At 63.1% G+C, this 12,159-nt stretch carries 12 protein-coding genes; 8 read left to right on the top strand and 4 right to left on the bottom strand.

Annotation, left to right across the window (positions count from 1 at the left end):
- Nucleotides 1-43 precede the first annotated feature (43 nt).
- From BQ8482_RS06510 to BQ8482_RS06495, 4 genes are all read left to right on the top strand, one after another.
- Nucleotides 44-706, top strand: coding sequence for a hypothetical protein (locus BQ8482_RS06510; protein ID WP_123146724.1), 663 nt, complete (start codon nt 44-46; stop codon nt 704-706).
- 31 nt (nt 707-737) lie between these two features.
- Nucleotides 738-1,472, top strand: a complete 735-nt coding sequence (locus BQ8482_RS06505; protein ID WP_123146723.1) for a 16S rRNA (uracil(1498)-N(3))-methyltransferase — start codon at nt 738-740, stop codon at nt 1,470-1,472.
- A gap of 203 nt (nt 1,473-1,675) precedes the next feature.
- Nucleotides 1,676-3,049, top strand: a complete 1,374-nt coding sequence (locus tag BQ8482_RS06500; protein WP_123146722.1) for a glutamate--cysteine ligase — start codon at nt 1,676-1,678, stop codon at nt 3,047-3,049.
- 116 nt (nt 3,050-3,165) lie between these two features.
- A complete protein-coding gene (locus BQ8482_RS06495; RefSeq protein WP_123146721.1) occupies nt 3,166-4,038 on the top strand; it encodes a DUF937 domain-containing protein in 873 nt (290 codons plus the stop codon).
- 165 nt (nt 4,039-4,203) lie between these two features.
- Here BQ8482_RS06495 and BQ8482_RS06490 read toward each other — a convergent pair whose 3' ends face one another.
- Nucleotides 4,204-4,494: a DUF1127 domain-containing protein gene (locus BQ8482_RS06490; protein ID WP_123147428.1), complete on the bottom strand. Its 291-nt coding sequence runs from the start codon at nt 4,492-4,494 to the stop codon at nt 4,204-4,206.
- Nucleotides 4,495-4,672: 178 nt separating this feature from the next.
- On the opposite strand from BQ8482_RS06490, the gene BQ8482_RS06485 reads away from it, so the two are divergent.
- The 4 genes from BQ8482_RS06485 to BQ8482_RS06470 all read left to right on the top strand — a co-directional run bounded on the left by BQ8482_RS06485 (nt 4,673) and on the right by BQ8482_RS06470 (nt 9,082).
- Complete coding sequence (locus tag BQ8482_RS06485; RefSeq protein ID WP_123146720.1) at nt 4,673-5,629, top strand: LysR substrate-binding domain-containing protein; 957 nt, start codon at nt 4,673-4,675, stop codon at nt 5,627-5,629.
- Between the two features lie 73 nt (nt 5,630-5,702).
- Nucleotides 5,703-7,268 (top strand): exodeoxyribonuclease VII large subunit, encoded by a 1,566-nt coding sequence (gene xseA, locus BQ8482_RS06480; RefSeq protein ID WP_123146719.1) that lies wholly within the window; start codon nt 5,703-5,705, stop codon nt 7,266-7,268.
- Between the two features lie 53 nt (nt 7,269-7,321).
- Nucleotides 7,322-8,461: a DmpA family aminopeptidase gene (locus BQ8482_RS06475; RefSeq protein ID WP_123146718.1), complete on the top strand. Its 1,140-nt coding sequence runs from the start codon at nt 7,322-7,324 to the stop codon at nt 8,459-8,461.
- A gap of 138 nt (nt 8,462-8,599) precedes the next feature.
- A complete protein-coding gene (locus BQ8482_RS06470) occupies nt 8,600-9,082 on the top strand; it encodes an ankyrin repeat domain-containing protein (RefSeq protein WP_123146717.1) in 483 nt (160 codons plus the stop codon).
- 80 nt (nt 9,083-9,162) lie between these two features.
- On the opposite strand, the gene BQ8482_RS06465 is transcribed toward BQ8482_RS06470, so the two are convergent.
- From BQ8482_RS06465 to BQ8482_RS06455, 3 genes are all read right to left on the bottom strand, one after another.
- Nucleotides 9,163-9,417, bottom strand: a complete 255-nt coding sequence (locus tag BQ8482_RS06465) for a DUF768 domain-containing protein (protein WP_123147427.1) — start codon at nt 9,415-9,417, stop codon at nt 9,163-9,165.
- Between the two features lie 871 nt (nt 9,418-10,288).
- Nucleotides 10,289-11,044 carry an ATP-binding cassette domain-containing protein gene (locus BQ8482_RS06460; protein WP_123146716.1) on the bottom strand — a complete coding sequence of 252 codons (756 nt, stop codon included), beginning with the start codon at nt 11,042-11,044 and terminating at the stop codon, nt 10,289-10,291.
- Entirely contained in the window at nt 11,037-12,089 is a 1,053-nt protein-coding gene (locus BQ8482_RS06455) for an ABC transporter permease subunit (protein ID WP_123146715.1), read from the bottom strand. The genes BQ8482_RS06460 and BQ8482_RS06455 overlap by 8 nt, the downstream gene beginning before the upstream one ends.
- Nucleotides 12,090-12,159 lie beyond the last annotated feature (70 nt).

Genomic DNA, 12,159 nt, shown 5'->3' with positions numbered 1-12,159 from the left:
GCCGCCGTCGTTCCAGCCAAGATGCGTATTCGGGGAGAAAGCTATGCCACTGCAGAATCGGGTCGACCCGTTCGGCGTCATCCACGCCGTGCCGGAGCGCGGCCTGTTCATGGGCAATCGCGGCATCATCCATGACCCCGAAACGAAGACGCTGCTGAAAAAGCGCTGGGCGCTGCAGGCCTGGATCATCTGCGTCTGCGAATTCCGCGATGTGCGGCGTGAGCCAATGGGCCGCAACAGGAATGGTGGCAAGGCCGGCTGGACCGAGCTGTTTTTCCTGGACGAGGTGACCGCGCTCTCGGCCGGGCATCGGCCTTGCTTCTTCTGCCGGCGCGACCGGGCCAGCGATTTCGTCCAGCGCTTCGGCATCGCCTTCGGCATTGCCGAGCCGCGTGCGCCGCAAGTCGACAAGCGCCTGCATAAGGAGCGGCTGGCGTCGGGTGGGCCGGCACCGGTCGTATCTGCAGAAGAGCTTGCCGGGTTGCCGGACGGCGCCATGGTTGCGGACGGCGGCAACGCCTACGCGATGCGCGGCGGCAAGGCACTGCGCTGGTCGTTCGCAGGCTATGGTGATCGCGTGGGGGACGAACCGGTAGCGTTCGGCGGCTTCGCCGACCGCCCAATCCGCCTGCTCACGCCGACAACCACCGTTTCCGTGCTGAGGCAAGGCTACGAACCGGTCTGGCACGCGAGCGCTGAGGCTTGACGTCAAGGTTTGGCTCGCCCATTCCTCGGCGATGCGCGCCAATTACAAGATGCAGCGGCTGTTCGTGCCGGACGACCTCGGACCGGATATCGAGTTCGAGGCGAGCCCGCAGCATAGCCATTACCTGATGCATGTGCTGCGGCTCGGCGAAGGTGCCGAAGTCCTGTTGTTCAACGGCCGCGACGGCGAATGGTCGGCGGCGATCGCCGCCAAATCAAAAAAGGCGGTACGCCTGAAGGTGCTGGCCTTGCAGCGGCCGCAGCCGCCGCTGCCAGATCTCGTCTACTGCTTTGCGCCGATAAAGCAGGGTCGGCTCGACTATCTGGTGCAGAAGGCGGTCGAGATGGGCGCCGGCGTCCTGCAACCGGTCATCACCCAGCACACGCAAGTGGCAAAGCCCGGCATCGAACGCGTGCGTGCCAATGTCGTCGAGGCCGCCGAACAATGCGGCATCCTGGCGGTGCCGGACGTGCGCGAAGCGGAAAAATTCGAACGCCTGCTGGCCGGCTGGGACAAGGAGCGGCGGTTGATCTTCTGCGACGAGGATGCCTCCACCAACAATCCGCTGCCGGCGCTGCAAGCGCTACGGGAGAAGAAGTTCGGGCTGCTGGTCGGGCCCGAGGGCGGGTTTTCCGACGAGGAACGGAGGATGCTGAGGGCGCTGCCATTCGTCACGGCCATTCCGCTCGGTCCGCGCATCCTGCGCGCCGACACGGCTGCGGTGGCGGCACTGGCGGTGATACAGGCGACGGTCGGGGATTGGTGATCAATTCCAATTACCCTGTGGCTCAGGATTTTTCGCTTGATCGCCTACTGACATTTCGTCCATCTAGCGCCGGCGGTCGTCCGGCCGCCTGCAGCGCCGCGCGTCCTTTCGGACGCGCATAGGACGTTGTAGCACTTGGTTTGGCGCATGATCCCCACCGAAAATCGATGCCGATTTTCGGGTCATGCGTCGGAGGGCTGTTCATGGCGCGCGACACAACCGATTTCCGGCCGATCGAAGGCGTCGACGAGCTTGTCGAGCATCTGGCTGAAGGCAACAAGCCGCGCGACAAATGGCGCATCGGCACCGAACACGAGAAATTCCCATTCTATGTCGACGGCAATGCGCCGGTGCCCTATGGCGGCGATCACGGCATCCGCGCCATTCTCGAAGGCATGCAGGAAAAACTCGGCTGGGATCCGATCATGGATGCCGGCCGCATTATCGGCCTGGTCGAGCCGACCGGCCAGGGCGCGATCTCGCTGGAGCCCGGCGGCCAGTTCGAACTGTCCGGCGCGCCGCTGGAGACGATCCACCAGACCTGCCGCGAGGGCAATGCGCATCTGGCGCAGGTGCGCGAGATCGCCGAGCCGATGGGCATCCGTTTCCTCGGCCTCGGCGGCAGCCCGAAATGGTCGCTGGCCGAGACGCCGAAAATGCCGAAATCGCGCTACGAGATCATGACGCGCTACATGCCCAAGGTCGGCACCAAAGGCCTCGACATGATGTACCGCACCTGCACCATCCAGGTAAATCTCGACTTCGAGAGCGAGGCCGACATGCGCCGCAAGATGCAGGTGTCGCTGAAGCTGCAGCCGCTGTCGACGGCGCTGTTCGCCAACTCGCCGTTCACCGAGGGCCGGCCCAACGGATTTCAGAGCTGGCGCGGCGACATCTGGCGCGACACCGACAACCAGCGCTCGGGCCTGCTCGACTTCTGCTTCTCGCCCGATTTCGGCTTCGCCGACTATGTCGAATGGGCGCTCGACGTGCCCATGTACTTCGTCATCCGCGATGGCCAGTACCACGACATGACGCACGTCACCTTCCGGCAGTTCATGGCGGGTGCGGCCCGCAACGAGATCCCCGACGGGCTGCCGACGATGGGCGATTGGGCGAACCATTTGTCGACGCTGTTCCCCGACGTGCGATTGAAGCGTTTCCTTGAAATGCGCGGCGCCGATGGCGGGCCGTGGCGGCGCATCTGCGCGTTGCCGGCCTTCTGGGTCGGGCTGCTCTATGACGCGGCGGCGCTCGACGCGGCCGAGGCGCTGACCTCGAGCTGGAGCCATGAAGAAGTGCTGGCGATGCGCAACGCCGTGCCGGAACAGGGTATTTCGGCGCCGTTCCGCAACACGACACTGCGCGAGATCGCCCGCGACGTGCTCGTCGTCTCGCGCATGGGGCTGAAGAACCGCGGCCGCAAGAACCGCGACGGCTACGACGAAACTTCGTTCCTCAGCACGCTGGACGAAGTCGTCGCGCGCGGCACCACCAGCGCCGAAGAGCTGCTCTCCGCCTATCATACGCGCTGGGGCGGCTCGATCGAGCCGGTGTTCATGGAGTATGCGTATTAGCCGTTTGCTATCGGCCTGGCCGACAGTTCGGGAAAGGCGCTTTCCGAAATCGATTCCGATTTTCGGGCCGATGCGATAGGCTCTCTCCTACGAGAATTTCCCGGAGGAGAAAACCAATGCCTTCCTTGTTCGACATTCTGGCGCAGGCGCAGAACGGCAACGGCATGCAGGCCCTGGCCCAACAGTTCGGGCTTTCGCAGCAGCAAGCGCAATCGGCGGTCGAGGCGCTGCTGCCGGCCTTTTCACAGGGGCTGAAGCGCAGCACCTCCGACCCCTACGGGCTCGGCGCGTTCATGACGGCAATGGCCAGCGGCCAGCACGCCAAATATTTCGAGGACGCAGGCCGGGCCTTCTCACCGCAGGGCGTCGATGAAGGCAACGGCATTCTTGGCCATCTGTTCGGCTCGAAAGACCTGTCCCGCGCCGTTGCCAGCCAGGCAGCGCAGGCGAGCGGCGTCAGCCAGCAGATCTTGCAGCAGATGTTGCCGGTCGTGGCTTCGATGATGATGGGCGGCCTGTTCAAGCAGACCACAAATCAGATGCAGGCAGCAGGCGGATTTGGCGGCGGCAGCAATCCGCTCGGCGAGATCATCGAGCAGATGATGCGGCAGGCTGGCGGGGCACAGGCGCCGGCACCACAGCCCGGCCCGATGGACAATCCGTTCGGCAAAATGCTGCAGGACATGTTCGGCGGCGCGCAGCAGCCGCAGGGTCAGCCGCAGAAGGCGCCCAATCCCTACGGCGACAATCCGCTCGGCAAGGTGCTGCAGGACATGTTCGGCGGCGGTGCGCAACAGTCGCAGCCGCGTCAGGCACCACAGCAGCGCGAAGCGCCCCAGCCACAGGCAAATCCGAGCGGCAGGCCACGCAATCCGTTCGACGATTTGTTCGGCAAAATGTTCGAGGCGGGCGCGCAGCAGCGCGACGATTACCAGAAGGGCGTGGAATCGATCTTCGATCAATTCAAGCGAGGCATGGACCGGCGCTAAACCGACCAGGCGGTCGCAACCTAATCTTGAGCGCCGCCCAAAGAAAATGCCCGGTCCTTAGGAGGACCGGGCAGTGTGCAGGCGGGCCGGCGGGGAACCGGCAGGGAGTGGGAGCCTGCGAAATCCTATAGCGCCGCGCACCCCAAGGGCACGCAACCAACGCGATCAGGTCATTTTGCGGGCAAGATCCTCGATCGTGTCTACGCGATCGGCCGCGATGACGCGAAGCCTCTCGGTTGGATCACGGCCGAAAGGCACGTCGATGGCGACGTGGAGATCGGCGCGCGTCAAGCCGATGTCGGCAAGTTCGGCATCCGACATCTCACCAAGGCGATAGAACGCACGGCGGTTTTTCCAGGCGCGGTAGACGTTGGAGATGGTGTTGACCACGCGCGTCGCAATAGCCGGACGCGACGTGATGCGCGAAGTCTCGGTGGCGAAATCAAACGTAGCCATGTCAGTCTCCTTCATATTCGAACGGACGAAGACGGGCGATCGGCGCTGGAAACAGCGGCCGTTCCGGTCCCGATTCACATGCCGTCATGTGGACAGTCGTAAATTTGCCATCGTTCGATTGATTAATCCAACGAATGTTTCTAATCTTTAGCATCAACACTAGTGATGGATGAGACCGATGAAAGCGCCACTCGATCTCGATCAGTTGCAGACCTTCGTCTCGATCGTCGACACCGGCAGCTTTACCCGCGCGGCAGAAGCGGTGCATCGGACCCAGTCGGCGGTGTCCATGCAGATGCGCCGGCTGGAGGAACGGATCGGCAAGCCGCTGTTCGAAAAGGACGGCCGCATCAACAGGTTAACCGAGGAAGGCGACAGGCTGCTCTCCTACGCAAGACGGCTGCTGTTCCTCAATCGGGAAACGCTGGCCGCCTTCGACGACCGGCGGCTCGAAGGCACGATCCGCATCGGCACCCCGGACGATTATGCCGATCGCTTCCTGCCCGAGATCATGGCCCGCTTCGCCCGTTCCAATCCACGTGTCGAGTTGACCGTCATCTGCGAGCCGACGCCGGGGCTGGTCGACCATATCAAGCGCGGCAATCTCGATCTGGCGCTGGTGACGCACAATGACGCACACGGCCAGTCGGAAGTGGTGCGGCGCGAACCGCTGCTGTGGGTCACTTCGGCCAACCATGCGACGCATGAGCAGGAAGTTCTGCCGATGGCCTTCGGCCGGCCGAACTGCATCTGGCGGCGGGCTGCGGTCGACGTACTCGACCGGCAGAACCGCGACTACCGCATCCTGTTCACCAGCTTCTCGGCGACAGTCATCACCGCCGCGGTGCTTTCCGGCCTGGCGATCTCGGTGCTGCCGGAATGCGCGCTGCGGCCCGGCATGCGGGTTCTGGGCGACGCCGACGGGTTCGGCGCCCTGCCCGACTGCCGCATCGGCATCATGCGCGGCCAGACGTCGCGTCCGGAGATCGTCGACGCGCTGGCCCGTCACATTTCGGAAAGCCTCGACAATATTTCCGTGCCGCTCGGCGAAGACACGGGAAGCTTCGACTTCCCGGCATTTGCCTTCTCTAAGACGAAGCGGACCAAGCCGAACCAGATCTCGCCGGGCTGGTGAAAAACCCCCGCAATTGGCCGGCACCGGACACACCCGTCTTGACGCGGAGGGACAACCGCCCCCCAATCGGCCAATGAGCGACGCAGTATCCGAATCACGCACCAACGCCACCGAATACACGGTGAGCGAGATTTCCGGTGCGCTGAAGCGCACGGTCGAGGACGTCTTCGGCAATGTGCGGGTGCGCGGCGAAATATCAGGCTATCGCGGGCCGCATTCCTCCGGCCATGCCTATTTCTGCCTCAAGGACGACCGCGCACGGCTCGACGCCGTGGTGTGGAAGACCGCGATGAGCCGGCTGAAATTCCGCCCCGAAGAAGGCATGGAGGTGATCGCCACCGGCCGGCTCACCACCTATCCCGGAAAGTCCACCTACCAGATCGTCATCGACAATCTGGAGCCGGCCGGCGCCGGGGCGCTGATGGCGCTGCTGGAAGAGCGCAAGCGCCGGCTGCAGGCCGAAGGCCTGTTCGATGCCGGCCGCAAGCGCTTGCTGCCGTTCATGCCGCGCGTCATCGGCGTCGTCACCTCGCCGACAGGTTCGGTCATCCGCGACATCATACACCGGATCAAGGACCGGTTTCCGCTGCATGTGCTTGTCTGGCCGGTGCGGGTGCAGGGCGAGACGGCAGGCACGGAAGTGACCGCCGCCGTCAACGGCTTCAACGCACTGGCGCAGGATGGCATTATTCCGCACCCCGACCTGTTGATCGTGGCGCGCGGCGGCGGCAGCCTCGAGGACCTTTGGGGGTTCAATGACGAGGCGCTGGCCCGCGCCGTCGCCGCCTCACGCATTCCGGTGATCTCCGCTGTCGGCCATGAAACGGACTGGACGCTGATCGACCTGGCGGCGGATGTGCGGGCGCCGACGCCGACGGGTGCCGCCGAAATCGCCGTGCCCGTGCGCGCCGACCTCGAAGTAACACTTGCCAGCCTTGGTGCGCGGCTCAAGACTGCGGCATCGCGCAATTTCGAACGCAAGCGCCAGGCGGTGCGTGCCGCCGCGCGTGCGCTGCCCTCGCCCGACCAACTGCTGGCGCTGCCGCGCCGGCGCTTCGATGAAGCGACGAGCCGGCTTGGCCGGGCGCTGTCCGTCAGCGTCCAACGCAAGCGGGCCAGGCTTCAGGCGCAGCGGCTGACGCCGGCCACTCTGTCGCGACGCATGAACGAGGCGCGCACGCTGGCCGGCCGTGATCTCGCCCGCGCGCAAGCGGCGTTCTTCGCCATAGTGCGCGAGCGGCGAACGCAGTTTTCGCGAACCGCGGCGCGGCTGTCGCCCGCGCCGATCGCAAGGCGGCAGAAATTGCAGGCAGATACTTTGGCGGCGCTGTCGCGGCGACAGGACCGGGTGATTTCGGTGCGGCTCGAACGCTTGCGCGGGAAACTGACCCAGGCCGACCGGCTGCTGGCGACGCTGTCGCACAAGGCGGTGCTGGCGCGGGGCTTTGCCTTGGTGAAAGACGCCGACGGGGCGGTGATCAAGCAAGCGGCGGAAGTGGTGCCGGGGATGGCACTTTGGCTGGAGTTCGCCGACGGAACCGCCGATGCGGTTGCGACCAGCGGTGCCGCAAGACCGAAAACAAATGCAAAGCCGGGCGCCAAAGCCAAGGAACCCGGCAATCAGGGCTCGCTGTTCTGAGTGCCCCATGATTATTTTCAGGCGCTCATAATCCCGATGACTTCCGAATGCCCATGACCGGCAATCCACATCACCGGACGCCTTCCGACAGGCCGCGTGCAAGAGCCTTCGGCATAAGTTTTGACGGCACGCCTGGACCGTTCAACGCCATCACCGATGTGGCCGGCGTTGCGGTTGGTTATTCGACGCTGATTTCGGGCGATGGTGCGCTGGTGATCGGCAAGGGACCGGTGCGCACCGGCGTGACCGCCATCCTGCCCAGACCGCGTGCCGATCTCGCCACGCCGGTCTTTGCCGGTGTCTTCAGCCAGAACGGCAATGGCGAATTGACCGGCTCGCATATCATTGAGGAAACCGGTGCCTTCAATTTGCCAATCACCATCACCAACACGCATTCCTGCGGCGTTTCACGCGACGGAACGCTACGCTGGATGCAGCGCGTGCTGCCGGCCGCGCTCGACAGCGGCTGGGGCCTGCCGGTAGCCGCGGAAACCTATGATGGCTTCCTGAACGACATCAACGGCCACCATCTCAGATCAGAGCATGTCGCCGCGGCACTCGATGGCGCGACCGGCGGATCGATCGAGGAAGGCAGCGTCGGCGGCGGCACCGGCATGATCGCCTTCGGTTTCAAGGCAGGCTCCGGCACGGCATCGCGCATCGTCGAATGGCACGGCCGGCGCTACACGGTCGGTGCGTTCGTGCAGGCGAATTTCGGCAAGCGGAGGAATTTTATCATTCGCGGCCTGCGCGCCGGGCTCGATCTCGTGGAACCGGCGATCCGCGAAAGCACGCCGCGCGCCGAGAAAGGTTCGATCATTGGGGTCGTCGCCACCGATGCGGCGTTGCTGCCGCATCAGATGAAGCGGCTGGCCCGCCGGGCGCCGCTCGGCGTCGCCATGACCGGCGGCTTCGGCTATCATAGCTCGGGCGACATTTTCCTGGCCTTTTCCACCGCCAACCGCGAGGCGGCACTGGCGCCGCCAGGCCGCATCGCCAGCGCCGATTTTATCCCGGATACCGACATCGACCCGTTGTTCGACGCGGTGATTGGGAGTGTGGAGGAAGCGATCCTCAATGCGCTGGTCACCAATGACGACATGGCCGGGCGCGACGGCAATTTCGTGCCGGCGCTGCCGAAGGCATGGCTCAAGGACAAATTCGGCGCGAGTCCCAGCGTAGATCTTGGTTGATACTTTCCCCGGCGCAACGTCGGGTTCGGCCCGGAATGGCCCTGAAGCTGCGAAGGATTAACCCAAAAGCAGTTCAATGAATAAACGGCCCTAACAAATATCAATTGGAAGCCCCATCGTCCAATCGGAGCCATAAGTATGAGCAACCCAGACAGTCCCGCACCCGTACACAAGGCGGTGATGAGACATAGCTCGCCTGAAGTCATCCAAGCTATTTCAGAGGGGGAGGATGTCGATGCGTTAGATCGCGAAGGTCGGACGCCCTTGTTTTACGCGACAAAAGACGGAGACACCGCAATCGTCGCTGCACTGATCGAGCGTGGATCGAACGTGAATGTTCAGGACAAGAACCTGGAAACACCGCTGCACTTTGCCGCTCGTGAATATCGGCTCGAAGCGGCGGAACTTCTGGTCAAGGGCGGCGCAGATGTTTCTGCCCAAGACGTTCATGGAAACACGCCCCTGTGGCGTGCCGTGTTTGAATCACGGGGCCGTGGCGAGTTGATCAAGCTCCTTCTCTCAGCTGGCTCAGATAAAACGCTGAAAAACAAGCATGGCTCTTCGCCGGAAGACCTCGCAAAGACCATTGGAAATTACGATATCAGCGCGATCCTGGGCTGAAAGCCCGCTAGGCTCACTCATCAGGCAGTTAATGGGGCGTATGCTATGCTTCACATCGCTGGCGCCAGGAACAGACCGTATCACTGGGCAGGCTTGTCCGAATTCTTTTCGTCCTGGTCGGCCTCAGCCGCCTCTTCCAGCCTCGACGCGATAAGTTCCTGAATGTCGCCGACCTCTTCCTGGATATCCTCCAGCGGTATGCCGGCCTCAGCCGCCTTGGCCGCGCATTCCCTGGCGAGGGTCTCGGCCTGCTCCTCGATCCTGTCCAGCGAGGACTGGCAGTGGACCTTTTCGCCGATCCACTCCTGCAAGAACTCGATCGCGTGTTCGCTCATGCTGCTGTTCCCTGGCGGCTGCGCCGGTTGGTTGTCATAAACGCCGGCATCCCTGAAAAGATGCACGCTCCCATTCCAACCGAGTCGCCGTCACCCGGCAAGCCGATCTTGCCCAAGCTCCACAGGGCTGACGGAAATCGAAGGTTCAAGGAGCTCATTCTAATTCTTGATGAGATTCTATCTTCTTGAGGAGACTGGCACCGTTGGCTGGGATCATGTCCCGGATCGCGCCATTGTTTCTACTTGCTTTTTTCCGGTAATCCAGTCAATTTGTATGACAATAGATGTCACATACGTGGCACGTTTGCGGCGCCATTCGCTGGGCGATCCTACGGGTACGCGGCCAAAGCCGCCGCTATATAGTGACATCCTCAGGCAATGTCGACTCTGCTCGCCATCCTGCTTCTTTCCGCCGCGCCGAGCATATCTGGATGGCATTTTGTCATCGTCGGGGGCGAACATATTTCGCCGGAAATCGGGCGGACGCATTGAGATGCTGAGCAGCTAATGCATGTCGCGCAAAAGTGTGCAGCGGTTTTGCGATAACGACATGCATAAAACAACAACCTAAAGCGCGTCGCGTGAGGCCGGTCAAATGCGACGCGCTTTAGGCGCGGTAGCTGTGCCAGCGATCCTGTCGCAGTCGCTTCTCGCCGGAGACATTGCCGCATTGGCCGGCTCGCCACCCGGGAAGCTGATCCCCTCGGGAAGTGCGTTGTTTCAGCAATCGAAAGGTTCGGCCTAAAGCGCGTCGCGTCTGAAGGGATTTCATGCGACGCGCTTTAAATTCTTGTTTTTATGCATGTCGTTGTTGCAAACCCGCGGCGCACCCTCGGGTCAAGCCCGAGGGCAAGCTTTTGGGCGACATGCATTAGCCGCCAACCATCAGCTTGACGACTTCGTCATGGTTGGTCTCTGAGATCTTGCGCTCGCCGGCCTGAACGCCCCGGCGCAGCACGACGATGCGATCGGAAACGGCGAAAATATCCTGCAGATTGTGCGAGATGAAGATCACGCCCCGGCCTTGCGCCTTGAGCTGGTGGATGAGCGAGATGACCTTGCGCTGCTCCGGCACGCCGAGGGCCGCGGTCGGTTCGTCCATGATCAGGATCTGCGCGTCCCAATAGACGGCCCGGCCGATGGCAACGGCCTGCCGTTGACCGCCGGAGAAATTGCTGACGGGGGCGTCGAGCCGGCTGACATGGAAATCCAGCCGTCCCATGGTCTGCTTGGCGGCGACGGCCATCGCCTTGCGATCGAGCACCGGCAAGAAACCAAAAGCCTTGCGCATGGGTTCACGGCCGAGGAAGATATTGGCGCCGATGGACAGATTGTCGGCGAGAGCGAGATCCTGGTAAATTGTCTCGATGCCTTTTTCGCGCGCCTCCTGCGGCGTCGCGAAGGTGACTGGCTGCCCCCGCAGCAGAATTTCACCGCCGGTCGGCTGAAAGACGCCCGATATCGCCTTGATCAGCGTCGTCTTGCCGGCGCCGTTGTCGCCGGCAAGCGCCACCACTTCGCCCGGCCGCACGGCCATGGAGAAATCATTCAGCGCCTGCACCGCGCCGAAATGCTTGGAAAGGTGTCGGACTTCGAGAAGCGGGGCGGTTTGTTCGGAACTATTCATCCTGGCGAGCTCCACTGAACCGGCGCTGCGCCTGGTCGATAAGAACGGAGATGATGATGACGAGGCCGACGGCGATGAACTGCCAGAACGGCTCGACATTGACGAAGACCAGCCCGTATTGAATGACCGCGATCACCAAGGCGCCGGCGACCGTCCCAAAAATGGTGCCGGAGCCACCGAACAGGCTGGCGCCGCCGATCACCACGGCTGCGACGCTGTCGAGCAGCAAGGGTTCGCCGGCCTGGGCGGCGCCCGCAGTGAAGCGCGCTGCATAGAGCGCGCCCCCGAGGCCGGCGCACATCGCCGAAAGTACGTAAAGGCGCAGGATGTGGCCCCTGATGTCGATGCCGGCGCGACTCGCCGCCTGCACATTGGCGCCGATGGCGTAGTTGTGCTGGCCGAACCGGGTCTGGCTCAGGATGTAGTGCATCACCACGACAAAGACGGCGGCAATGATGACGAGATAAGGCACACCGTAGAACCTGCCGTTGCCAAGCAGCGCGAACCAGGAATTCTGGACCGGCACCGTCGTGCCGCCGGCCAGCAGGAACGCAGCGCCGCGCGCCACGCCAAACATGCCAAGCGTGCCGATGAAGGGTGGAATTCGTAGCCGCGAGATCAGCAAGCCATTGATGACGCCAGGCACGCCGGCGACGATCACGGCCGCCAGAATGCCCAACATCATGGCCAGAGGCACCGGCATGGCGACGCCGGCCATATTCGTGGCGTGGGCGGCAACGACGGCCGCGAGACCCATGATGAAACCCAGCGAGAGGTCGATGCCTCCCGAAATGATGACGAAGGTCTGCCCAGTCGCCAGCAGCAACGGCGCCACGGCAAATATCGCAATGGACTGCACGTTGAACGGGTTGAGCACGAAGGTTGCGCCGAAGGAGAGCCTCGACCAGACCTCGAAACAGATGATCAGGCCGGCGAGGAACAGCCAGGCGCGTCCTTCGGCGACGCGTGCGAGCCAGCTCCTGGCCGGATCACCGTGATCCGCCTGGGGAGCGACATGCGTTTCGGTCGGCGATGTTGAAGTCATGAATGGTTCCGATCCGCAGAGCGGCCTCCGTCAAACAGGGTCAAAGCGACCTGGCCCAGGTCTCCTTCCG

This window comes from Mesorhizobium delmotii, assembly GCF_900149755.1.
GTDB lineage: Bacteria > Pseudomonadota > Alphaproteobacteria > Rhizobiales > Rhizobiaceae > Mesorhizobium > Mesorhizobium delmotii.
The sequence above is the reverse complement of the archived record's forward strand: the minus strand, read 5'-3'. Positions and strand labels throughout refer to the sequence as shown.

Bases quoted from the DNA above. Each gene is read 5' to 3' on its own strand.
- BQ8482_RS06510 (WP_123146724.1), top strand. From the start codon at position 44: ATGCCACTGCAGAATCGGGTCGACCCGTTCGGCGTCATCCACGCCGTG.
- BQ8482_RS06505 (WP_123146723.1), top strand. From the start codon at position 738: ATGCGCGCCAATTACAAGATGCAGCGGCTGTTCGTGCCGGACGACCTC.
- BQ8482_RS06500 (WP_123146722.1), top strand. From the start codon at position 1,676: ATGGCGCGCGACACAACCGATTTCCGGCCGATCGAAGGCGTCGACGAG.
- BQ8482_RS06495 (WP_123146721.1), top strand. From the start codon at position 3,166: ATGCCTTCCTTGTTCGACATTCTGGCGCAGGCGCAGAACGGCAACGGC.
- BQ8482_RS06490 (WP_123147428.1), bottom strand. From the start codon at position 4,494: ATGGCTACGTTTGATTTCGCCACCGAGACTTCGCGCATCACGTCGCGT.
- BQ8482_RS06485 (WP_123146720.1), top strand. From the start codon at position 4,673: ATGAAAGCGCCACTCGATCTCGATCAGTTGCAGACCTTCGTCTCGATC.
- xseA (WP_123146719.1), top strand. From the start codon at position 5,703: ATGAGCGACGCAGTATCCGAATCACGCACCAACGCCACCGAATACACG.
- BQ8482_RS06475 (WP_123146718.1), top strand. From the start codon at position 7,322: ATGACCGGCAATCCACATCACCGGACGCCTTCCGACAGGCCGCGTGCA.
- BQ8482_RS06470 (WP_123146717.1), top strand. From the start codon at position 8,600: ATGAGCAACCCAGACAGTCCCGCACCCGTACACAAGGCGGTGATGAGA.
- BQ8482_RS06465 (WP_123147427.1), bottom strand. From the start codon at position 9,417: ATGAGCGAACACGCGATCGAGTTCTTGCAGGAGTGGATCGGCGAAAAG.
- BQ8482_RS06460 (WP_123146716.1), bottom strand. From the start codon at position 11,044: ATGAATAGTTCCGAACAAACCGCCCCGCTTCTCGAAGTCCGACACCTT.
- BQ8482_RS06455 (WP_123146715.1), bottom strand. From the start codon at position 12,089: ATGACTTCAACATCGCCGACCGAAACGCATGTCGCTCCCCAGGCGGAT.